Origin of the sequence: Mediterraneibacter sp. NSJ-151 (genome assembly GCF_022487435.1) — a bacterium.
GTDB classification, from domain to species: domain Bacteria; phylum Bacillota; class Clostridia; order Lachnospirales; family Lachnospiraceae; genus Schaedlerella; species Schaedlerella hominis.
Genome location: NZ_JAKVPP010000006.1, coordinates 72,646 through 95,770 on the forward strand (window position 1 = coordinate 72,646; position 23,125 = coordinate 95,770).

The 23,125-nt window shown below is 39.6% G+C and carries 20 protein-coding genes and 2 pseudogenes; 21 read left to right on the forward strand and 1 reads right to left on the reverse strand.

Going from position 1 to position 23,125, the window contains the following annotated elements; genetic code table 11:
- Positions 1 to 11: 11 nt before the first annotated feature.
- The 14 genes and pseudogenes from LQE94_RS07745 (at position 12) to LQE94_RS07810 (ending at position 13,218) form a co-directional block, all read left to right on the forward strand.
- Positions 12 to 506 (forward strand): DUF3846 domain-containing protein, encoded by a 495-nt coding sequence (locus LQE94_RS07745; RefSeq protein ID WP_173907335.1) that lies wholly within the window; start codon positions 12 to 14, stop codon positions 504 to 506.
- A gap of 525 nt (positions 507 to 1,031) precedes the next feature.
- Positions 1,032 to 1,757 carry a DUF4240 domain-containing protein gene (locus LQE94_RS07750; protein ID WP_117802418.1) on the forward strand — a complete coding sequence of 242 codons (726 nt, stop codon included), beginning with the start codon at positions 1,032 to 1,034 and terminating at the stop codon, positions 1,755 to 1,757.
- Between the two features lie 21 nt (positions 1,758 to 1,778).
- Positions 1,779 to 3,755: an ATP-dependent DNA helicase gene (locus LQE94_RS07755; RefSeq protein WP_055155790.1), complete on the forward strand. Its 1,977-nt coding sequence runs from the start codon at positions 1,779 to 1,781 to the stop codon at positions 3,753 to 3,755.
- A gap of 168 nt (positions 3,756 to 3,923) precedes the next feature.
- The gene (locus LQE94_RS07760) at positions 3,924 to 5,054 is read left to right on the forward strand and encodes a tyrosine-type recombinase/integrase (protein WP_055155791.1); all 1,131 of its coding nucleotides are present in this window, start codon (positions 3,924 to 3,926) and stop codon (positions 5,052 to 5,054) included.
- Positions 5,055 to 5,060: 6 nt separating this feature from the next.
- Positions 5,061 to 6,818, forward strand: coding sequence for a tyrosine-type recombinase/integrase (locus LQE94_RS07765; RefSeq protein WP_240577360.1), 1,758 nt, complete (start codon positions 5,061 to 5,063; stop codon positions 6,816 to 6,818).
- Positions 6,808 to 7,425 (forward strand): hypothetical protein, encoded by a 618-nt coding sequence (locus LQE94_RS07770; protein WP_240577361.1) that lies wholly within the window; start codon positions 6,808 to 6,810, stop codon positions 7,423 to 7,425. Before LQE94_RS07765 ends, LQE94_RS07770 begins: the two co-directional genes overlap by 11 nt.
- 101 nt (positions 7,426 to 7,526) lie before the next feature.
- Complete coding sequence (locus LQE94_RS07775) at positions 7,527 to 8,330, forward strand: tyrosine-type recombinase/integrase (protein ID WP_240577362.1); 804 nt, start codon at positions 7,527 to 7,529, stop codon at positions 8,328 to 8,330.
- On the forward strand, positions 8,296 to 8,679 hold the full coding sequence (locus LQE94_RS07780) for a DUF6262 family protein (protein ID WP_173691398.1): 384 nt from the start codon (positions 8,296 to 8,298) through the stop codon (positions 8,677 to 8,679). The genes LQE94_RS07775 and LQE94_RS07780 overlap by 35 nt, the downstream gene beginning before the upstream one ends.
- Before the next feature lie 151 nt (positions 8,680 to 8,830).
- On the forward strand, positions 8,831 to 10,039 hold the full coding sequence (locus LQE94_RS07785) for a hypothetical protein (RefSeq protein WP_055155795.1): 1,209 nt from the start codon (positions 8,831 to 8,833) through the stop codon (positions 10,037 to 10,039).
- 82 nt (positions 10,040 to 10,121) lie between these two features.
- A pseudogene (locus LQE94_RS07790) lies at positions 10,122 to 10,526 on the forward strand (ABC transporter ATP-binding protein); the annotation flags it as partial.
- Positions 10,526 to 11,197 carry an ABC-2 transporter permease gene (locus LQE94_RS07795; RefSeq protein ID WP_240577363.1) on the forward strand — a complete coding sequence of 224 codons (672 nt, stop codon included), beginning with the start codon at positions 10,526 to 10,528 and terminating at the stop codon, positions 11,195 to 11,197. The pseudogene LQE94_RS07790 and the gene LQE94_RS07795, both read left to right, overlap by 1 nt.
- A 160-nt stretch (positions 11,198 to 11,357) precedes the next feature.
- A complete protein-coding gene (locus tag LQE94_RS07800; protein ID WP_022074984.1) occupies positions 11,358 to 11,651 on the forward strand; it encodes an autorepressor SdpR family transcription factor in 294 nt (97 codons plus the stop codon).
- Positions 11,626 to 12,663 (forward strand): SdpI family protein, encoded by a 1,038-nt coding sequence (locus LQE94_RS07805; protein WP_240577364.1) that lies wholly within the window; start codon positions 11,626 to 11,628, stop codon positions 12,661 to 12,663. The genes LQE94_RS07800 and LQE94_RS07805 overlap by 26 nt, the downstream gene beginning before the upstream one ends.
- Positions 12,664 to 12,693: 30 nt before the next feature.
- On the forward strand, positions 12,694 to 13,218 hold the full coding sequence (locus LQE94_RS07810; RefSeq protein ID WP_240577365.1) for a 2'-5' RNA ligase family protein: 525 nt from the start codon (positions 12,694 to 12,696) through the stop codon (positions 13,216 to 13,218).
- Between the two features lie 793 nt (positions 13,219 to 14,011).
- Here the strand turns inward: LQE94_RS07810 and LQE94_RS07815 are convergent.
- A complete protein-coding gene (locus tag LQE94_RS07815) occupies positions 14,012 to 14,896 on the reverse strand; it encodes a 3-isopropylmalate dehydrogenase (protein WP_240577366.1) in 885 nt (294 codons plus the stop codon).
- A gap of 445 nt (positions 14,897 to 15,341) precedes the next feature.
- Here LQE94_RS07815 and LQE94_RS07820 point away from each other — a divergent pair, with 445 nt between their 5' ends.
- The 7 genes and pseudogenes from LQE94_RS07820 to LQE94_RS07850 all read left to right on the forward strand — a co-directional run bounded on the left by LQE94_RS07820 (position 15,342) and on the right by LQE94_RS07850 (position 23,119).
- Positions 15,342 to 16,697: an MATE family efflux transporter gene (locus LQE94_RS07820; RefSeq protein ID WP_240577367.1), complete on the forward strand. Its 1,356-nt coding sequence runs from the start codon at positions 15,342 to 15,344 to the stop codon at positions 16,695 to 16,697.
- A 47-nt stretch (positions 16,698 to 16,744) separates the two neighbouring features.
- On the forward strand, positions 16,745 to 17,908 hold the full coding sequence (locus LQE94_RS07825) for an AI-2E family transporter (RefSeq protein ID WP_240577368.1): 1,164 nt from the start codon (positions 16,745 to 16,747) through the stop codon (positions 17,906 to 17,908).
- 60 nt (positions 17,909 to 17,968) lie between these two features.
- Positions 17,969 to 18,736, forward strand: a complete 768-nt coding sequence (gene aroD / locus LQE94_RS07830) for a type I 3-dehydroquinate dehydratase (protein WP_240577369.1) — start codon at positions 17,969 to 17,971, stop codon at positions 18,734 to 18,736.
- A 102-nt stretch (positions 18,737 to 18,838) separates the two neighbouring features.
- A pseudogene (locus tag LQE94_RS07835) lies at positions 18,839 to 19,360 on the forward strand (shikimate kinase); the annotation flags it as partial.
- Positions 19,361 to 19,425: 65 nt separating this feature from the next.
- On the forward strand, positions 19,426 to 20,307 hold the full coding sequence (gene aroE / locus LQE94_RS07840) for a shikimate dehydrogenase (protein ID WP_240577370.1): 882 nt from the start codon (positions 19,426 to 19,428) through the stop codon (positions 20,305 to 20,307).
- 371 nt (positions 20,308 to 20,678) lie between these two features.
- The gene (locus LQE94_RS07845; protein WP_118725060.1) at positions 20,679 to 21,599 is read left to right on the forward strand and encodes a DUF7916 family protein; all 921 of its coding nucleotides are present in this window, start codon (positions 20,679 to 20,681) and stop codon (positions 21,597 to 21,599) included.
- A 170-nt stretch (positions 21,600 to 21,769) separates the two neighbouring features.
- Positions 21,770 to 23,119: an MATE family efflux transporter gene (locus LQE94_RS07850; RefSeq protein WP_240577371.1), complete on the forward strand. Its 1,350-nt coding sequence runs from the start codon at positions 21,770 to 21,772 to the stop codon at positions 23,117 to 23,119.
- Positions 23,120 to 23,125 lie beyond the last annotated feature (6 nt).

A 23,125-nucleotide genomic window follows, 5' to 3' on the forward strand; every position in this document is an offset into this window, starting at 1 on the left:
GGATTGATACGATGGATGAAAAAGAAGTGTCCGAAATGCAGGAAGAAATGATGACGGTACTGATAGTTGAGCCGATGAAAGCACCTTATGTCAAAAGCATCCCGAATGAGCTGGAGAATCTGCAGCAGGCAGTAGGCGGTGACATTGAAATGACCTATCCGTTTGAAGATGAAGTTGGAATCCTTTTAAACGGTAATGGAAAATTTGAGGGATTGCCACTGAATCGGGCGTTATATGATGACCACGGACAGATTTATGATGCCATAGCCGGAACTTTCCTTGTGGTAGGGCTGACAGAAGATGATTTTACTTCGCTGACACCGGAGCAGATTGAAAAGTTTAAAGAAAAATATCAGTCACCGGAAATTTTTACTCTGTTTAACGGAGAACTCCATGTGATGAAGATGCCGCCGCAGGAACAAAAAGAACAGAAGAAAAGCCAGAAGAACGATGCACAGCAGAAGCATCCGGCAAAGAAGAAAAAAAGATCCGGGGATGCAAGATAAAAAATTTTTCTGTAGGATGAATAAAAATATACACTGCTATCGGCTAGTAAGCAGAGGGACATCCCTCGGCTGTTCTTTGGCAAGTGAATATCGGCACTACAGGTACGTTCCCAACCGTAGAAGCGTGACAGCATGAGCGCCATGATTAAGTATAGGGTAAAGATTCTTAGACTTGGAGCGAGGAAGCATAGCTGTGAATAAGGCGGTGGCAGCCTTTCGCCAGGATCACGGACGGGGGATAATGATACACGTTACCAGCCAAAGAGCGGAAGATGGACTCCGGGTTGTAATCAGAAAGACCCTCAGGACATCTGTGAGCGGCGGCAGGCCAGCCGCCCGCCTGTAGTGTCCCCTTTCCCAGAAGAAATACAGGGATAGTTCCGGGGGTGCGAGGTCAAATGCGGAACAGCAAGATAAAAAAGAAATCAATGAAGAAGTGTGTCGTTGATATCAGATACCATGCGGCTGTGGGAGACTACAGCCGTATTCTTGTGGTATTAACGTCACATCAAGGGGAGAGAACAGATGGAAGAAACAAAAAGAAGTGGAATGAGCAAGGATCAATTCTGGAATCTGATTGAAAAAGCAAAGGAAGTGTGCGGCACCGATCTGGATGCTTCGGCAGTGTGGATCAAGCAGCAGCTCTTCTATATGACACCGGAGGATGTCCTCCAATTCCACAATCTTGTTTACAGTTACCGGGATGCGGCTTATAAGTACGGCTTATGGACAGCGGCAGGTATTATGATGGAAGCAGGGTGCAGTGATGACAGTTTTTCCGATTTTCGGATGTGGCTGATCGCCCAGGGAAAAGAAGTTTATCTGAATGCCTTAAAAGATCCGGATTCCCTTTCCGGCGTGACTCCGTATGGGTACTGTAGTTTTGAAGCGTTGGGATACATCTCATCGCAGGTCTACAGTGCCATGAAAGGGAAAAATATCTATCAGGACAGTACGGCAAGAATGCAGATGGAATGTTATGAGCAGGTGATCCGGGATATTGTGTACCATCCCATGATCGAGTATCCGCTGGAATTACCGGAAGCAATGGTGGTATATCCGAAACTCTGTGAATGCCATTTGTCCGAGCAGGTAAGGAAAGCTCCTCAGAAAGTAAGGACATGGAATGTTTCCCGGACGGATATCCGAAGGATGATGGCAAGAGGGAATGCTGCCATAAAGAAAATGCAGGAACAGGGACAGAATACACCGGAAGCGACCAGACCCGTCCGTAAGGGTACGGTAAGATAAGCTTTCTGGCAAGGAGAAGTAATGTGTTATAAAAATGAATATCAGAAAAGGGCACATGGCGAAGTGGAACAGATCTTTCGGGAGCTTCTCCCGGAAGCCGGGCTTCATGTAAGGGAAGAACAGATCCGTCTCTGCCATGAAATGCTGGATGCCCTTATGAAAAATGAAATCACGCTCTGTGATGCAGGAGTCGGCATCGGAAAGACCTATGCCTATCTGACAGCCTGCATCCTGATGCGGAAATATAGTGTACTGCATTCCGGTTATTCGGGATGTGACAGGCGGTCTGTAGTGGTATCCACTTCCAGTATCGCCTTACAGAAAGCCATCATAGAGGAATATGTTCCTTTCTTATCGGATGTACTGTTAAAAGCAGATCTGCTTCAGGGAGAATTAAAAGCAGTCGTCCGCAAGGGAAAGGAACATTTTGTATGCGATTACAGGCTGGCCCAGAGATTAGAGGCAGTCCGGGACAAGAATAAAAATCAGGCACAGATGGAGGCATTGAAGTCCCTCCGGCATAACTTTGATTTAGATTCCGTACATAACCTGAGCGGTTTTGACCGCAGGCTGGTGTGCGTACCAAAATTCTGCCCTAGGGAGTGTCCGGGAAAAGTAGAATGCCGTTATCAGAAGCATCTGGATAGTTCCAGGAAAGAGGACATTTTTTTACAGATTTGCAATCACAATTATCTTCTGGCAGATGCCATGCACCGGGCAAATGGGTACCGGCCGCTTCTGGCAGATTACAGGGCTCTGGTTGTGGATGAGGCCCATAAACTCCCGGAAGCCGCCAGCCAGATGTATGGAAGAAGCATTGGAAGGGAAGATGTGCAGGAGATTGCTTACTTTTTAGGCAGAGAGCATAAAGGCACGGATGGAAAACGGCTGATGGAAGGGTTTTCTGCACTTCAGGCGGAGATCCGAAAGCATCGGAAAGATGGCACAGAGGACATGGCTGGAAAAGAAAGTTTTTATTTTCCGCCGGGAGCTGGCACAGCCTTAGCCCAGATGCAGGAAAGGCTTCAGCTTATGATCAAAAGGCTTGCCGGGAATATTCCTTACTGGATCTTTCGGCGGATGGAAGAGATGGAAGAGCTGTTCGGATGGTTTTTAAAGAACGACAAGCGATATATTTTGTTTTTACAGCAGGACAGCCGGGGACATTTAACCTTTATGGCAGTCAACCGGGAGATCCCGAAGTATCTGGATGCGACTTTATGGAGCCGGGGATTTCCGGCGATCTTAACCAGCGGCACCTTAAAAGCCGGGAACGGGTTTGCAAGAACCAGACAGATGACCGGGCTGGAAAAAGAAACGGGCGTCCGGGAGTGTGTGGCAGAATCCCCATTCTGTTACAAAGAGAACTGTCTGCTTTACATCCCGGAGCATTTAAGACCTATGAAAAAGGGAAGCAGGGAAGAGGCCGAGCAGCTTGCCGGGCAGATCCGTGATCTGGTGTGTTCCACTTACGGGCATACGCTGGTACTGTTCACATCTTATACCCTGATGGGAAATGTGCATCAGCTTTTGCGGGATCAGATCCCGTTCCCGATGGTGCAGGTATGGAGAAACTCCCAGGAAGAGATTGCACGGTTTAAGAAGATGGAGAATGCAGTGCTGTTCGCAGCCGGCTCCTGCTGGGAAGGTGTGGACTTTCCGGGGGACATGGTATCGTCTCTCATCATCGTAAAACTGCCATTTTCTGTTCCGGACCCCATCCATGAAGCACAAAAGGAGCAGTACCGATCCCTGGAATCCTACATCCAGACCATCGTAGTCCCGGATATGCAGAAGAAGCTGCGGCAGGGATTCGGCCGGGCAATCCGCACGGAGCAGGACACCTGCGTTGTGTCCATTTTGGATCACCGGACAGCAAAGAAAGGCAGGTATCGGAGTGATGTTCTGGAAGCACTGCCAAAGTGCCAAATGGCAGAACGGATCGAAGAAGTAGAAAATTTTATCCGAAGCCGGAAAGTGGAGCGGTACTATAGCTGAGAACATCCGTGGCGTTATTGGTTCTGCCCAGATCCGGGTAGCAGACAGGACAAAAAGTTTAGTGGTATTTCAGGGGCGGTTTGGAGCGAATTGGTGGTATTGGTGATAGCTTTATTGGCATGAGTTGGGTATACTGTGTATAGCGTTAGAGGAAAGGAGGCAGACAACATGAAGCGATATAAAGTGGAAATGCAGCGAGAAGGTTCCGTAAAATATTTCTTTATACGGGATATGGAAACACTGGAAATTGTGTTGCTGCCAAGCAAGTATCTAATGCATCAGGTGCGGGCAAACCGTTCCCCGAATACTATACGGAGAAATGCATTTGCCCTTGCCTACTACTGGGAATATCTGCTGGAAGAAGAACATGAAGCAGAAGATGTCTATGGAATGGATTACGAAACGCAATATGATTTTTTCGCAGAATATCTGAAATGGCTGAAAGCTGGGAAACATACCGACAATTTGGATAAAGAACCGCAGAATAAAACCTGTAACGCTTACTTAAAAGAAGTGTTCAGGTTTTATTCTTTTTTAGAAGTAGTCAGAAATAACGGTTCCTGCCTGTCGGTATTATCCTATAATCAGCCGATCACAAAGGCAAATGCCATCGGGGTCAGAAGAACCATCCGCTCCCGGTCATTTAAAGGATACTTAAAAGAAGAGGAACGAAACGTCCGGGCAGCCGAACGGAACGAAATCGTAACGATTTTAGAAGCCTGTACAAACTGCAGGGATCAGGTGTTGATCTTACTGACATCGGAACTGGGATTCCGCATCGGTGAAATTTTGGGAATTGATTATACCAAAGACATCGATTACGAAAACCATGAGATCCGGGTAGACTTCCGGGATGATAATGAAAACGATGCAAGAGCAAAAAATGCCGAAGAGCGAAGAGGACGGGTGAGCGATGATACCTTTGAATTCCTGCTTTATTATATCGGGGAATACTGGGACATCCTGCAAAAACAGGAATACCTGTTTATTAACATCAAAGGGGATACCATAGGGAAGCCGTTAAGAGTAGACAGCGTCTACGATATGTTTGAACGCATGGAGAAAAAGACTGGGATCAAGATCACACCGCACATGCTTCGAAGATATTATGCAAATACGAGGTGGGAAGCAGACTGGCCGCTGGAAATGATCAGCCAGGCACTGGGACACAAGCATCTCGATACAACCATACGATATCTGAATGTTTTAGATGACAAGCTGAAAACAGCAAGTCAGGAATTTTACCGCCGATATTCCAAACTTTACGGAGTAGAACAGTTTTTGGAAAGCAGGAGGTGAAGATAGATGCCGGCAAGAAGGGTGTTTGCTTGGGAGCCGGAAGAACAATGGACATCAAGTGAAGAACGGGAAAAGAAGATAGAAGAACTGAGCCGGGAATTAGATGAAAGCATGGACAGCAACTCTGGAAAAGGCTGTCTGAAAGCATACTTGGTAAAAAATGAAGTGTGGCATATAGCAGACATCGATTATGAGCTTAGAGTGGATTATCGGAAATATCTGAAAAGCACTTATTCTGATTCAGCAGTACGCAGTTATTTACGTGGAATGGATAAGGCAAAATTATATGCAATCAGAAAGCATGCCAATACGTTAAAAGGAAAGCAGGAGATAGCAAAGAATACAGATTTAATCCGCGAACTGCTCTTTTTACCATATCACCCAAATCCGGCAATCGCAGAAAGATATGACTGCAAAGTTGCCATTGATAAATTAGTTTGGGATTTTCGTGTAAACGGCTCAGAGCTATGCAAGCGTCAGCTTTTAGAAATTATCGAAGATGTCGTACTGCGTGACATAATGCTGAGAGAATGCACAATGCGGTTAAACGGTTTGAAGGTGGTATATCAATTTTGTATGCAGGAACATATTGAGGATTTAAGATATATTACACAGGTACAGGCCGATAAACTTGAAAAATATGCAGATACGGCATATGCAAAAGAGCTTGCAGAAAGAGAACTCCGAGAATGTCAGAAATATCTTTTCTGCCATGCCAAGAATATTTTATGGGATTCAACAGTCTGGTATTTGGAAAGACTGCATCTGGAACAATATAGAGTCAACCCATCCAATCCTGTGAAAAAATTTTCCTTTATGGGCATAGAAAAAAGAGAGAACCGGGAAATTTTGCAGGAATACATGAAATACTGTCTGGGTGTTACACATTTGGCAATGAGTGGCATACAAGCCGAATTCTACAGGATTCTGGCATTTGTCATGTGGATGGAAAAAGAAACCGCGATGGAGCTGAAACTTGCATCAGAAACCGAAATAAAAAAATATTTCCAGATAATTGAGTTAAAAGAAGCTTCTTATTTTAATGATATTGTTATAGCAATCTATCAGCTATATGAATATCTGCAGACGAAAGAAATCATAGACAGGATACCATTTCGTTATGAGTATTATTTGAAAAAAGAAATACATTGTCATAATAACCGAAGCGTAGAGATGGAAATATATGAGAGGATTCTGAGAGAATTAAAAAATTTCCCTGAAATTCCAAGATTGATCCTTTTACATTCTATGCTGATTGGACTAAGGATCAGTGAAGTATGCACCCTGAAAGGGGATGCTTATTCCTGGCAGGGAAGAGATGCGTGGATACAGGTTTATCAGATGAAAATGCGAACATACAAAAGAGTACCGATTCCAGATGTTCTTTATAAGATTATGAAAAGATATTTGGAAAAATATCATATTGGAAGTGAGGATTATGTTTTTCAAAACAAACGGGGAGGGGCATATCAGTATGGTTCGTTTAAGTGGCAAATGAAAGAACTGTTTAATAAGAGGCAGGATATTTTCAAAGGGTATGATTTTAAATCACATGATTTCCGCCATACGATAGCGACTCTGTTATATGATGACGAAGTCCCTCTTCAGAGTATCCGGGACTATCTGGGACATGATTATGAAGAGATGACACAGCAGTATGTGGATTTTATGCCAAAGAAAATTTCAGCAGCGAATCAGGAGTTTTTCAGGAAAGGAGAAAACAGCCTGGCATCAGGAATCAAGAAGTGCAAACGTGGAAAATAAATTTTACATAAAAAAATTGGACTCCTATGAGAAAGCAAGTGAAATTTCAAAAATACGAATGGGAACAGAACCTTCGTATGACCTTGATTTACTGCCGTCTGTACAGATGCAGAAAGAAATGAGGAAGTTCCTGAAATACAGAGGACAACAGCTTGGGGCGGAAAAATTTTATACTGAGAGAAGATTTTACCATCATTTATGTAAAATGCTGCAAACCAGAAGAGACAGACCGGAAAGTTTTTTGGACTGGGACAAAGAAAAATGGAAGCAGCAGATGAAAATATGGCTTTTACAGCAGGGATTGCCCCTGACAGAAATTTCAAAATCCCATTGTGGGAATGAAACGGTATCACAGGCAAAGACATTACACTATATTGACCGATTAATAGATTATTTCCTTGATTTAAGAGATGCTGATGTAGATGAGATGACAAAGGATGTCTGGCAACTTGAAAAACTTGATATGCAAGTGAAACAGGATCTGACGCGCACGACCAGAATTATAAATTTTAAGGAAATCTCCCAACAGGATCTCAGAGAGGAAGTAAAAAAGGCAATTTATTTTCAACTGAAAACAGAAAGCATCGGTACTGTAAAAAAGAAATGACTGCCATTCGAAGGTTTTCAAGATATCTGAAGGAAAACAATAAAGAAGTAGATTCCTGCTCAAAGCTGGACAGGAAAATCATGGAAGAGTATTTGATATACATGAAAACAGAAGATACCGGGACAAAAAGATATCGGGCGGAGCTGACGAGACTGCGGGCATTGCTGAATATGGTAGCTGACGTCTATCAATATCCGCAGGTAAAGGATTTAATTTTGAATCGGGATATTCCACCAGATATAAGGGGAGAAATCAAAATTTATTCCGATCAGGAATTAAAGCGATTTAATGCTTTCCTTACGAAAGTGGATGTGCAGACGGCGAGACTTATGCTTATTCATCAAATGCTTGGAACAAGAATGTCAGATACACTGACACTCAGGACAGACTGCCTGATTGAAAAAGACGGTGAAACCATAATACAGATCCACCAAATGAAAACACATTTTTATGAAAAACCGATTAGTCAGGAACTGGCTGCCTTAATAAAGGAAGCGATTCGATACAGAGAAAAGGAGCACGGAAAAGGTAAATACATTTTTACAAGTTTAAGTGATCCTTCAAAACCAATGAAATATGCTACAGTCCAGCAAAAAATTACAGATAAAATATATCAGGAAAATCTCCGAGATGATAAGGGAGAATATTTTGGATTCGGTTCTCACATGTATCGGCATATTTATGGCATGAAGCTTGCCGAGATGCATGTGGATGACTGGACAATCGCAAGACTACTGGGGCATAGAAGCCTGAGAAATGTAAAGTATTACAGAAAGATGAGCAACAAAATACTGGCAGATGATACACGAAAAACAAGAAACCGATTATCTAAGATGGTACTGGAATGTCTGGAAGGATGGGAGGAAGAATATGAAAAAATACGATTCGATGATAGCCTGCAATAAAAAAGCCAGTGAAGAAAAAGTAAACAGGGCAGTGACAGAAATCAGGCAGATGCTGACAGAACGGGAAAAAGTGACGGTCCCAAAACTGACAAAGAGGACAGGATTGTCCAGAGGATTCTTTTATAAGAATGAAACGGTCAGAAAAGAAATGGATCGTGCTCTGGAGCAGCAGGCAGGAATGATAGACCCCAAAAGATACATAGGTGACATTGTACTGAAGAATCGGATCAATGTATTAGAAGAACAGATCCGGGAGCTGAAACGTGAAAAAGAGCAAATGGAAAAAGAAAATGTAAGATTGAGAAAAGCCTTAAACAAGAAAGACCTGAACGTATTAAAAACTTTATAATCTGAATTAGAAAATAATCTGCAACGACCGGGAAGAATTTCCCGGTTGTTGTGGTTGGAATATAAAAGTGTAGATAACAAAAGGTGTGCATAAATTGTATTTATGATATACTTATCGATAAGTTAAATTCGAAGAAAGAGGATGATAGAAGATGGAAAATCCGTTTGAATTTCATGAAGAAGATACAATTATTGCATGCGTAGGTGACAATGGGGGAACTACCGATGAGGATATAAGAAATGGGTTCAAGCGTACCGTTGAACTTCTGACGGAATCATTGAAAACAGGTTCCGAAGTTGAAGATCTGTTAGTATATCCTATCGTTTATAACGCCAGACACAGTATTGAGCTATCTTTGAAGATTGTCATAAAAATGTTATGGCGAATAGAGGAAAAGAAAGGGATATGTTATTCTGAGGAAGTCTTAAAGGAAAGAAAAAAAGAATTACACACGCATAGTATTGAATGCCTATATAAATTAGCATGTGATAAGAAGAATATTGACAGAAGAATTCCTGCATATTTTGAGAATATAGAAGATATGATTTACTTTTATTATTTCGATGAAGAGGGGGATGCCTTCAAATATGAACTAAATAAAGAAGATGAACCACATATGATAAAAAACAAAATTTCTCATGTAAGTATTGAATTGTTAGAAACAGAATTTAAGGAAGTAATGAAAAAATTTGATGATTTGATATATTTTCTGGATAATTGTATCTTTGAATATTCGCTAGGAACATTTACCAAGAGCTTGTCGAGAGCAGATATATGGGATATTTCGAAGCGGCTTCCTGTATATGAAGAATGGAGAACAGAGAAATTCAAAGAAGTCAAAGATGAGATTAAGCAAGAATATCATCTCGGAAGTAAAGAATTTTCAGATGCTGTAAATCTAATTAAGGAAAATAGAGAGTTTTCGGTAAATATTGGATGCGAGAAAGTATTCGGGTCAATTACAGAAAATGAATTAAAAGAATACGCTTCATTGGTTAGATACTATTCTGAGAAAAGTAAATCTGACAACAAGGGTAAAGAGATAGGGTTCGATTTACGCAAAATACAAAAGAATGGGGAGATTTTGAAAAAATATTTATCCAGCATTTCTATGAATACATTAAATACACTATTATGTTTTAGTGAGATGAGTAATAGTTTCTTAGCGGTTGAACATTTGGAAGAGGTTCATGATGACATAGTCTCTAAGGCGTTTGACGGAACATATCTCATAAGAAAACTAAAACAAAGAAATATATGTTTAAGAATCTTATATGGAATGAAAAAGTGTGGACAGGTGACTTATGCAAAACAGTTGAGTGCTGCACTGGAACAAGAAGGAGTAGAGCTAACGCTTTGAGAACAATAGTGAACACGATACACTCGTGTCTCTGACGTTAAAGCCAGTGTTTTAGAGGGCTGGGAGAGGGATGCCTAATTTTATAGATGAGCCGACAGCAGGACTTGATGTCGGAGCAAGGGAAACGATGCTGGATATTTTAAGAGAATATATGGAAGAAGAGCCGGAGAGAAGCATCCTGATTAGTTCACACATTTCTTCAGATTTAGAACATCTGTGTGATGACATTTATGTGATCCATAAAGGAAAGATTATACTTCATGAAGAGATGGATACGATTCTTGAAAAATATGCGGTGTTGAAAGTCAGTGAGGCGCAATATCAGGAAGTGGATAAAAGATACATTTTGAAAGAGAAAAAAGAGAGCTTTGGAATTTCCTGCCTGACGAACGAGAAGCAGTATTATGTGGAAAATTATCCAGAAATCGTAGTGGAGAGTGGCTCACTTGATCAGGTGATTCTTATGTTGACAGGAGGCGAGAGATAATGAAAGGAATCAGAGGGCTTTTGGAAAAGGACTTTCGGTTGTTTTTCCGGCAAGGCAGCAATCTTTTTCTGGTGTTGGCGCTTGTTACATTATTTTTTATATTAACGGGAAAAACGGGAGTTTCCTTCATTGCAATGTATATTCCATCCGTTATGGCGGTATATTCAGGGAATACGATTAGTTATGATGAAAATGAGCATGGCTACACATATTTATTTTCTTTACCTATAAATAGAAAAATATATGTTAGAGAAAAATATATTTTTTCTTTTATTATGACAGTGTGCGGATGGGGGATGGGAGTAATCTGTGCAGGAATTATGGTACTCATAAAACCGGGAGAATTTTTTGATGTGGAAATGTTGATAATGGAATTAATCACAATCTTTGTGTTTCAGGCGATTGCGGGAATCGTGATTGCAATTCGGTTAAGGTTTGAAGGAGAGAAAGGACGAATGGTGTTGCCAATTGCAATTTTAATCATTTTTGCAGTTTGTTATACAATTGGACATTTTCTTGAGACTAAATTGGGATTAAAAGAAAGCATTTCGTATATGATAGGAGAAATAGGAGATTTTGAAATCGCGATTTCGCTTATTGTTTTAAGCCTATTGGTATGGTTTGCTTCGTATAAGTACAGTATGAGAGTTATGAAAAAGAAAGAATTTTAATAATTATAAGGACTCAGAAGGGAACAATCCCTGCTGGGTCCTTACTGTTCACAGATTTATAGTAAGTATAAAGTAATTGCTTCTTGACACATAATGTACCTCGAATTATAATACATTTAACAATTAAGTTAAATGTTAAATGAAAAGGTGGGATGAATTTTTGGGTATACAAGATACATTAAAAGCATTGGCTGATCCAATACGACGAGAGATTTTGAATTTGTTGAAAAATGGTCGGCTTTCAGCCGGAGAGATATGCGAACATTTTTCAGTAACGGGAGCATCTATATCAAGACATCTGGCAGTATTAAAGGAGGCTGATTTGATTCGAAACCAAAGAGAAGGAAAGTTTATTTATTATGAATTAAACACTTCCGTGTTGGAAGATGTCATGTTATGGATAACAGACTTGAAAGGAGCATCGGACGATGAAGGAAATGATAAAAAATTATAGAGGGACATTAATTAGCTCTGCACTGGTAATTCTTGCAGGGATTCTGGTAGGATTTACGAGTATACAGGGTAAGTGGTTAAATCTATTTTTTATAGTGATGCAATGTGCGCTTGTGACAATCATATTTTATGATAACAGGAACAGACAACAAAGTCGCAAGGTTATAGGGATGACCATATGGATCATACCTGTTATTACATTGATTTATAACGGTATTGCCAGATTGGTCAACATGGGAGCAGATACAGAGAATTTATTTATGGCATTGATTTATTATGGAACAGGTTTAATGTTTATGGTTATAGGAAATTATCTGCCAAAGGTAAAACAGAACAATACGATAGGAATCAGGGTCGTATGGACATTGCAGGATGAAGAAAACTGGAATGCAACGCATAGATTCAGTGGAAAGATATGGGTGGCATCAAGTATTCTGTGCATGCTTTGCGGTCTTTTTGCAGAAAGCATAGCAGCACTCGTTTTGTATATTGTAAGTATTATGGCAGCCGCAATCATCAGTGTTCTTTATTCCTATCTCTTTTATAAGAAAAAGATAGGAACCGGAGAAAAATTAAAAATTCAGTATAACAAAAAAGTAATGGTGGTGTACGGAATCGTAACAATTTTAATGATTATATTTATTATAGTGACTTTGTTTTGGGGAAGCATTGACATTCAGTTCCAAGATAACAATTTTACTATCGAGGCGCAGGGATGGAGCGATTATACAGTAGACTATACGCAGATTGACAGTATCTCATACGAAGAGAATTCATTACAGAACTCGAATGATTATAGAACCAATGGTTTGGGAAATTTTAAATATGCTATGGGAAATTTTAGAAATGATGTTTATGGAAATTATATCCGTTATACACATTCGTCCTGTCATTCATATGTAGTTATGAGTGTAGATGGAAAAACATTAGTTGTAAATGGTGAAAATGATTCGGCGACAGAAGAAATATATCATACTATCAGTGAGAAGATGTCAAAAATTCAAGCTGATTGAAGCCACCTTTTCACCTAAGGAGACAAACCCATGTATCTTATTTCAATTTATTTTGACAAGCAAACAAATAAAACCCTGCAGTGGTATATAGACAAAATTGCTGAGAAAACAAATAATCATTTTATGATTGAGAATCGTGTGCCGCCACATATGACAATAGCTGCGATTGAGGCAAGAAATGTCAATGTTCTAAAACCAGCATTTGAAACTTTGAATGGAAAATTATACTCAGGCAGCATGAAGGTTGTCTCGGTAGGCCAGCTGTTTCCATATGTAATGTATGCAACTCCTGTGTTGAATCAGGAGTTGTTTGAATTGTCTGAGGAAGTATATAGTACATTTTTTGATATTCCAGAGATAAAAATGAGTGAATATTATAAGCCGTTTTCATGGCTGCCACATATAACTTTAGGAAAAACACTGGATAAAGTACAGATGCAGAAGGCGTTTCAGGCAATGCAGGAAAGCTTCGTACCATTCACAGCACAATTTGATGAGATAGGTATGGCGAAAGTAAATCCACATGAAGATGTAGCAAGGTTTAAATTGGTTTAATGGATAGCTATACGTTTCTTACAAAAAATTGATATAAGAATTCTTACTCAGATTCCGTGAGCGGGTGACACATAAGAGCGTAAATTTTTGCTAAAAGCAAATGAATTTGAACTCAAACTTGCTGCTACGCAGCTTCAAACACGTTCGTTCAAATTCATTAACGCAAAAATTTACGCTCTAAGTGTCACCCGCTCACTCCATATTCGCTCGAATTTCTTATATCAATTTTTTGTAAGTAATGTATTGGCACAAGTTCTGAGAGGTGCATCCTCAAGTTATAGAAAGGGCAAGTTGAAGATGCAAAATTTTGATGAGGAGTATCCTCACGTTATCGAAAACGTGGGATGTAGATGCAAAATTTGTAAAGGAAGCATCCTCAGGTTTTAGAAAAGGCAAGATGTAGATGCAATTGTACATGACAGGTAGGCTGAAAAGCATCTGCAAGTTTAAAGAAAAGTAAGTTGCGGATTACATCGGTCTAAAAAAGAGCATCTGCAACAATGAATATCAAGGCAGTGCAGATACATCAGTTGTCAAAAAAGCATCTGCGACAGCAAATAAACCCAGAATATAGATACATCAGACACCAGAAAAGTAAATCCATCATCGCTCCACCTATTTCAATCACGGTACACCACAAAGCAAGAAAAAGACTATGCAATCCAGCGAATTGGAGTCGGGCTTGCCCGACGAAGCTCCCGCAGGAGTGCATAGTCTTTTTCTTGCTTAGAGGTCGTCGTGAACTAAATAGCAAATCAAAAGGAGCTAGAAAAGGGATGAAGAGTTGGAATGATCACCTATTCAACACTTTATTGATTTGTTCTACAGGTAAATTCAATAGTTCAGCCAGTTTGTCAGCATCGGTAATATGCTTAAATAAAGTTCGGATAAATTCTTCGGTCACTTGCTCAGTTACTTGTTTCGTTACTTGCGCGGTTACTTCTTCCGTTACTCGTTTGGTCACAAGTTCTTCCTGTTCTTGAAATTCTTCTGCCATTAATTCTTTTAATGCTTCACACATATTCGTTTTAACCTCCTTTACTGCAACCCAGTTCGCACGGGTGATTACATCCATTGCAGCTTGATATAGTTTTGATGATTTTTTAATTTCATATTCTCTGAGAAGTGTTTCAATTTCTTGGGGATTTGTCATATTCTTACGTAAACTCTGCAACCAAAGATTTTCTTTTGGATCCAACTCTTTTGTTACGAGAAGTTGTATTGGAAAAGCATCCCCGGTTATATAATAAATTCCGGCATCCATAGGAATAGTGTCCAAACCTCGAAAGTCCTTTAGATGTTGAATCATCTTTCTAGGGAAATGGTTGCATATGAAAGTAATAGTTAATTCTTGTGGCGGAATCTCGCAGACTTTGTCTGTGTCGGACTGATAAAAACAGCAATATCCATACACTTTGTAAAAATCGTTAATTGTTAAATTGTCATCCGGACTTTTGTATTCAAGGATATTGTATCTTTTGAAAATCCTGCCGATATTCTTGTGAATCACTTCATTTTCAGCTACTTTGATAATCAACTCATCCATCTGCATGGGCTTTTTCGATAATAAATGCTCTGGCTCAAAGGTGAGTTTTTCGGCTTCTGCTTCAAATTCAATCTGGATTGATGCCTGAAAAGCCGGATGCCATTGAATCGTATCTTTTGTACCTTTCGTCAATTAAAGTCTCCTTTCATTATAAAGTTTTCAGTTACTTAATGCAATGACAAAGAGACAACAAAAAATACACCACTGAAGTGAAAATAATATAGAAATCTCCAATTATCAACTTGTCAAAAGCATTTCTTTTCATATCGGATTATGTTTCGGAATTCGAAACCCGAGATGAGAGCCTTGCGGCTTAGAAAATTCAGAGAAAAGAAGGTCTCTGAAGATGTAGGAATACAATAGCATGAATTTTGTGTTGTGTAAAGGGGGAAGTTGACAGGTGTTGGATGTTGCTTTTTTGAACAGTGCTTATCATGAATACTGTATTCTGGGGATAAAGCCAAGGAATAAATAAGAAAAAAAGTAATTTATTTTGACATTTTTTTTGATAGATGTTAGCATGACTTGAAGATATTACAATATTACAAATTGTCAGGATTAAGGAAGAACGATTTACATGTTAAATAAAAAGGATTTCTTAAAATATGCATCAAAATTAGCATTTCCGATTATGCTTCAAAATCTGATAGGAACATTGGTAAATATTGCTGATACAGTAATGCTTGGATATGTAAGCCAGACTGCTATGTCAGCTTCATCACTTGCTAACCAGTATACTTTTATTCTGTTCTGTTTATATTATGGTATGGCTACAGGTACTTCTGTTTTGTGTGCTCAGTACTGGGGAAAAGGGGATAAAAAAACAGTAGAAAAGATTCTCGGTCTGGCGGAACGGATCTCGCTGATTGTTTCGCTGATATTTTTCGTTGTTTCATTTACCATGCCAACAATGGTTATGAAGTTTTTTACAAATAGTCCCGGTACGATTGCAGCCGGAAGTGAGTATTTGAAGGTAATTTCATTTTCATTTATATTTATGGGATTTTCACAAGTTTTTATGAGTGCTCTTCGAAGTATTGGAAAAATAATGCTGCCTTCTATTACGTACATTGTTTCTTTATGTGTCAATGTGCTTTGTAATGCGACCTTTATCTTTGGCCTGTTTGGATTCCCAAAGCTTGGCGTTACCGGTGTTGCCCTTGGTACTGTTATTGCCCGAATCACAGAAGTAGTGATTTGCCTTATCTACTCATTAAAGAGTTCTGATGTCAGATTCCGGATAAAATACTTCTTTGCAAAATCAGGAATTTTGTTTCAGGACTTTATGAAAATTGCTGCTCCGGCCGTAATAAATGATGTTATTTGGAGTTTTGCTGCTTCAACATTTGCAGCAATTTTTGGTCATATTGGCGATGATATGGTCGCTGCAAATGCCGTTGCTGTTATGGTGGTAAATATTGGTGCTATTGCCTGTCGCGGGTTTGCCAACGCAACTACTATTATTATCAGCCAGGAGTTGGGTAAAGACCGCATTGATACAGCCAGAGAATATGGGAAACGCATGCTCAGAATAACAATTATTGTAAGTCTGATAGGTTGTGTCATTATTCTGGCAATTCGTCCGTTGATATTAGATTTCTATCGGGATAAATTAACAGAGGCTGCCATTTATTATCTGGGCGTTTTTATAATGATGACAACCTGGCGTCTAGTAGGAGAAGGCATTAATACTTGTCTTATATGTGGATGTTTCAGAGGAGGCGGCGATTCTAAATTTGGAATGATTATAGATTTCATATTTATGTGGCTTGTTGCAGTTCCTACTACATTTATTGCAGCGTATGTTTTAAAATTACCGCCCATCTGGGTTTACTTTGTTATGACGTTGGATGAGTTTGAAAAAATGCCTGTGGTGTTTATTCACTATTTCAGAAAGAAATGGCTTACAAATATTACCAGAAATTTTGAGTGAGTATTGTAAATCTATGACATCTGTATTTTAGAAAGAGGAGGAAGATTGTGGAATTAAGCAAAATAACTATTAAAAAAATTCGGGAACTGATTGTATTTACAGCATTTCTTGTGGTTGCCTTGTGGAAGTTTGACGTGGTGCTCGATGTGCTAAAAGCAATGTGGAAGATTATATTTCCATTTGTGCTTGGTGGAGCAATTGCATTTGTGACCAATGTGCCAATGAGTTTTTTAGAAAAGAAAATTTTTAAAAAGCAAAATAAGGCAACTGAAAAACTGGCAAGACCGGTAAGTCTGCTTCTTACAATCGTATTGGTGGTTGGTGTGATTGCAGTGGTGATGTTTGGTGTAATTCCACAGCTTACACGGACAATGGGAACTTTAATGATGAGTATCGCTGATTTTGTCCCGCAGATGCAAAGATGGATTCGGGAATTTTCCCATAATAACCAGGAGATTATGAAGCTGGTAAATCAATTACAGTTTAATTCAGATCAGGCAATCAAGTGGGGAATAAGCGTTCTTGGAAATGGTGCAGGGAATATGATGAATACGACAATGTCGGCAGTGGGTTCTATAGTCAGTGGACTGGCAACTTTTTTCATTGCATTTTCTTTTGCCTGTTATGTTTTGTTTCAGAAAGAAAAGCTGCATGTTCAAGTGAGAAAAGTATTTTTTGCCTTTCTTCCAAAACAAAAAGCAGATAGTATTCTTAACGTTTGTTCTTTAACTTATCGGACATTTGCAAACTTTCTTACAGGGCAGTGCTTAGAAGCCGTGATTCTTGGAAGTATGTTTTGTGTTATATTGAGTATTTTGAGGATGCCATATGCACTTCTGATTGGAGTTTTAATTGCGTTTACAGCGTTGGTGCCCATTTTCGGAGCTTTCATCGGGTGTGCAGTTGGAACATTTTTAATCTTTATGGTAAGTCCGAAACAAGCAGTTTTATTCATTATAGTATTTTTGGTGCTGCAACAGATTGAGGGAAATCTGATCTATCCACATGTTGTAGGTGAATCGGTAGGGCTTCCGTCGATTTGGGTGCTGGCAGCAGTTACAATTGGTGGAAATCTTATGGGAATTGTAGGCATGCTTATTTTTATTCCGCTGTTGTCAGTGTTCTATACTATTTTTCGCGAATTTGTATATTTGCGTTTGAAAAAACAACATATCAAGCAGGTGACAGAGACAGAAATATTCTTTGATTAAGTTTGAAAAAGGTGTTAAATATCAATTATGATTCAACGCTTTAAGAAAGGATAACCTATTATGAATACAGTAACAGTAAGAAATATTACGATTGGTGAAGGACGCCCGAAAATTTGTGTTCCTATCGTTGGCAAGACTCGTGAAGAAATTCTGAATGAAGCAGCTACCTTCATTACTCTTCCGGTAGACATTGCAGAATGGCGTGTAGACTGGTACGAAGATGTGTTCTCTATTCAGGAAGTTCTGGATACAGCCCGTCAGTTAAAAGAGGCTCTTGGACAGATTCCGGTACTCTTTACATTCCGAACATCTAAGGAAGGCGGAGAAAAAGAAATTTCTCCGGAACAATATGCACAGTTGAACAAAGCTGTATCAGAAAGCGGTTTTGTGGATTTGATTGATGTGGAGGTATTTATCGGGGATGAAATAGTATCCTCTATCATTGCTCATGCTCATGCACATGGTGTAAAAGTGATTGCGTCGAATCATGACTTCGCAAAAACTCCTGAGAAAGACGAAATTGTACGTCGTCTCAGAAAAATGCAATCTCTTGATGCGGATATTCCAAAGATTGCTCTTATGCCAATTTGTAAAAAAGATGTTCTGACATTATTAGAAGCTACTTTGGAAATGTCTGAACAGTATGCAGATCGCCCGATTATTACTATGTCCATGGCAGGAACAGGGGGTGTAAGCCGTCTTACAGGTGAGACCTTTGGATCCGCACTGACTTTTGGTGCTGCTTCCAAAGCTTCTGCTCCGGGACAGATAGGTGTCCATGAATTGAAACAGGTTCTGGACATCATACATAAAAGTTTAACGATTTAAAGTGGAAAATCGTTAAAATGTATTGTGATATAGAAAAACACCTGCTATAATAACAAAAAATAATAATCAGATAAGAAGGGGATAAGAAGAATGGGAGAACAATTTAACTATAATATTGTCCTGATCGGATTCATGGGAGTAGGAAAGAGTACTATCTCAGAGTTTTTGAAAACATCCTTTGCCATGGAGGTTATTGAGATGGATCAGATTATCGCAGAAAGAGAAGGTATGACTATTTCTGATATTTTTAAAATACACGGAGAAGAATATTTTCGCAATCTGGAGACCAATCTTCTTATCGAGATGCAGTCAAAAACTAATGTAGTGATTTCCTGCGGTGGCGGAACTCCAATGAGAGAATGTAATGTCGCTGAAATGAAGAAAAACGGACGGGTAGTTCTTCTGACTGCAAAACCGGAAACCATTTTAGAGCGTGTCAAAGACAGTCATGACCGCCCGCTGATTGAAAATAATAAGACAGTTTCATTTATTGCAGAGTTGATGGAGAAACGAAGAGAGAAATATGAGGCGGCAGCGGATATTATCATCGAAACAGACGGAAAAGATAAATCGCAGATTTGCGAAGAGCTGATTCTTAAGCTGCGTCAGATGGATGATAAATAAAATTTACATAATAGTTTAGTGATTTAACTGATGCAAAAATGCAGGAGTTAATAGGAGGATAAAAGATGGAACAGAGAATTAAAGGAACAACAGGTTTATTGGCATTAATCGGAAGTCCGGTAGGACATTCAGGCTCTCCGGATATGTACAATTTCTGTTTCCGTTATCATAACCTGGATTACAGCTATATGGCTTTTGATATCAAAGAAGATCAGGTGCCGGCAGCATTGGATGCGATGCGTTTATTTAAGATGAGAGGATGCAATGTAACTATGCCATGCAAAACAGCAGCAGCCCAGAACATGGATGAATTATCACCTGCAGCAAGAATCATTGGCGCTGTAAATACAATCGTTAATGAAAATGGAAAACTAGTTGGACACATGACGGATGGTATCGGTTTCGTAGGAAATCTGAAAGATCATGGCGTAGATATAAAAGGAAAGAAAATGGTAGTTTTAGGTGCGGGAGGAGCTGCAACAGCTATCCAGGTGCAGTGTGCATTGGACAAAGCAGCATCTATTTCTATTTTCAATCCAAATGATCCTTTTCTTGATCGTGCAAAAAATACAGCAGCAAAGCTGAAAGCTGAAGTGCCTGATTGCGATGTTCAGGTATTTTGTCTGGATGATCAGGATAAATTAAAAGAAGAAATTGCAAAAGCTGATATTCTGGTAAATGGAACATCGGCAGGAATGAAACCTCATGAAGATTTTTCTCTAATCACAGATAAATCTGTATTTCGTCCGGATTTGATTGTATGTGATGTTGTATACAATCCAGAAGAAACAAAACTCCTTCGTGAAGCAAGAGAAGCTGGTTGCACAAAAACTATTGGCGGAAAAGGTATGCTTCTGTGGCAGGGTGTTGCAGCTTATAAACTATATACCGGCATGGATATGCCTGTAGAAGAATATAAGAAATATCAGGCAGAAAACGAGAAATAAAACTTGAAGATACAGGTGCAACAATGTCATTCCATCTATTTCAACCACGATACACCTTAAAGCAAGAAAAAGACTATGCAATCCAGCGAATTGGAGTCGGGCTTGCCCGACGAAGCTGAGCAGGAGTGCATAGTCTTTTTCTTGTTTGTAGGTTGTCGCGAACTAAATCATAATAAAAATTGCGGAAAAAATTAGCAGTTTTTGTCGAAAAAATCTCATTGCGTATTTATAGAGAAGTTGTTTATAATAAGCATATAAGAAAAGATAGAATAATTAATATGCAGTAGATGTATGAATAAGACTTATAATATATGCTAGTTGAACGAGAATTATAATATTTGTAAACGGAATACCGTGTAAAGGAGAGAACTATGCCAAAAAGACTTATAGATACTACAGCAAGTGAATTGTCACGATATAGTAAGTCGGAACTTTTGACTGCTATTGCTGAGAGTGAAGGTAGAGTGCTGGCAGCGGAGACGATTGGAACAGTAACCCCGATGTTAGTTAATATTACCAACGCGGAATTTGTAGCATCTCTTGGAACCGATTTGATTATGCTAAATATTTTTGATGTGAATAATCCAATGATTCAGGGATTGCCACAGGTGGCACCGGAAGATACAATCCGCGAGGTGAAACGTCTGACAGGAAGAATGGTTGCAATTAATTTGGAACCGGCGGTGATAAAAGAAGGAGAAGAAGAATCTGTCTGGAATCTTACAACAGGACGTCAGGCTACAGTGGAAAATGCAATAAAGGCTGCAGATATGGGAGTAGACATGATTGTCCTGACGGGAAATCCGGGAGTAGGAGTAGATAACGAAGCAATCATACAGGCACTTTCAAAATTGAAAGAAGCAGTTGGTGACAGAGTGATTCTTACGGCAGGTAAGATGCATGCATCCGGAATTATTTCAGAGGCTGGCGAAAAGATTTTAACAAAAAAAGATGTAGAGGCATTTGTCGATGCGGGAGCAGATGTGATATTGCTTCCGGCACCGGGAACAGTTCCTGGAATTACAATGGAATATGCACGAAAGCTTATCAAGAAAGCACATGAAAAAGGTGCTTTGGCGATGACAACCATTGGAACATCTCAGGAAGGTGCGGATGAAGCTACAATCCGTCAGATTGCACTTATGTGCAAGATGGCAGGTGCAGATATTCATCATATTGGAGACAGTGGATATATGGGGATGGCATTGCCGGAAAATATTACAGCGTACAGTGTGGCTATACGAGGAAAACGCCATACATATCGCAGAATGGCAATGTCGCTTGAGCGATAAACGCTCCGCGAGGATGCGCAGTGATTCTGTAAAGAATGTGTCAGCTTATGCTGACCAGAATCACGCGCCAAGTCTCGCGGCTGCTCGACTTGAATAGTTTCGAGGGATAAAATCAGCAGATAGACGGTCTTCGGTTATCTGCGTAAAATTTGAAAATGAGGGGTGTTTTTATGGGTGGAGAGAGTAAAACGAGAATGACGGAGGGAAGTATCTCCAAAAAAATCATTTTATTTGCAATCCCATTGTTTTTTGGAAATTTATTTCAACAGTTATATAATACAGCGGATTCCCTGATTGTGGGGAATTTTCTTGGCAGTAACGCACTGGCGGCAGTCAGCTCTTCGGGAAATTTGATTTTTCTTATGGTGGGATTTATTAATGGAATAGCCATGGGAGCAGGAGTTGTTATTGCCAGGTATTATGGGGCGAAGAAGAAAGACTCTCTGCAGAAATCAATTCATACAACAGTGGCTTTGGGGTTGGTGTCTGGTTTAATATTGATGGTTGCAGGGATGGTATTGGCACCGAAGATATTGGTGCTGATGGGAACGCCTGCAGATGTACTGCCGGAATCGATAGTGTATTTCCGGACATATTTTGCCGGATCTGTCGGTGTTGTTATGTATAATATTTTTGTAGGAATTCTGCAATCAGTAGGGGATGGACGTCATCCGTTGATTTATTTGATCATTTCATCCTGCATTAATGTCGTGCTGGATATATTTTTTATTTCAGGTCTTGGTATGGGAGTTGGTTCGGCGGCATTGGCTACGGTGATATCCCAGTTTGCCAGTGCAATTTTCTGTATGGTCCACCTGATGCGTGTGAAGGCAGAATATCGTTTGGAATTGCGGCAGGTTCGTTTTGATAAACGTATGTTACAGCAGATTATTCAGAATGGTGTACCTTCTGGTTTTCAGAATTCAGTCATTGCGATTGCAAATGTTTTTGTACAATCTAATATCAATGCATTTGGAAAAATGGCGATGGCAGGATGTGGTTCTTATTCCAAAGTAGAGGGATTTGCATTTTTGCCGGTAACCTGTTTTACTATGGCGTTGACAACTTTTGTCAGCCAGAATCTTGGTGCAAAGCAATATGAACGTGCAAAAAAAGGTGCAAGATTTGGGATTCTCTGTTCGATTTCCATTGCAGAGTTGATAGGAGTCATCATTTACACAGCAGCGCCGATATTGATCGCAGCATTTAACAGAGATCCGAATGTGGTACATTATGGAGTAATGCAATCTAGAACTATTGCATTATTTTATTTTCTATTAGCATTTTCCCACTGCATTGCGGCAGTGCTTCGAGGTTCAGGAAATGCAGCAGTACCGATGACCGTTATGTTCTGTGTCTGGTGTTTGTTCCGCGTAAGTTACATTGCTGTAACGGTTCGTATTATTCCGGATATCAGAGTAATATTTTGGGCTTACCCATTGACATGGAGTATTAGTTCCGCTATTTTCCTGTTTTTATTTTTACGTGGAAAATGGGTCTATGGATTTGAGAAAAAATGAAAGGAT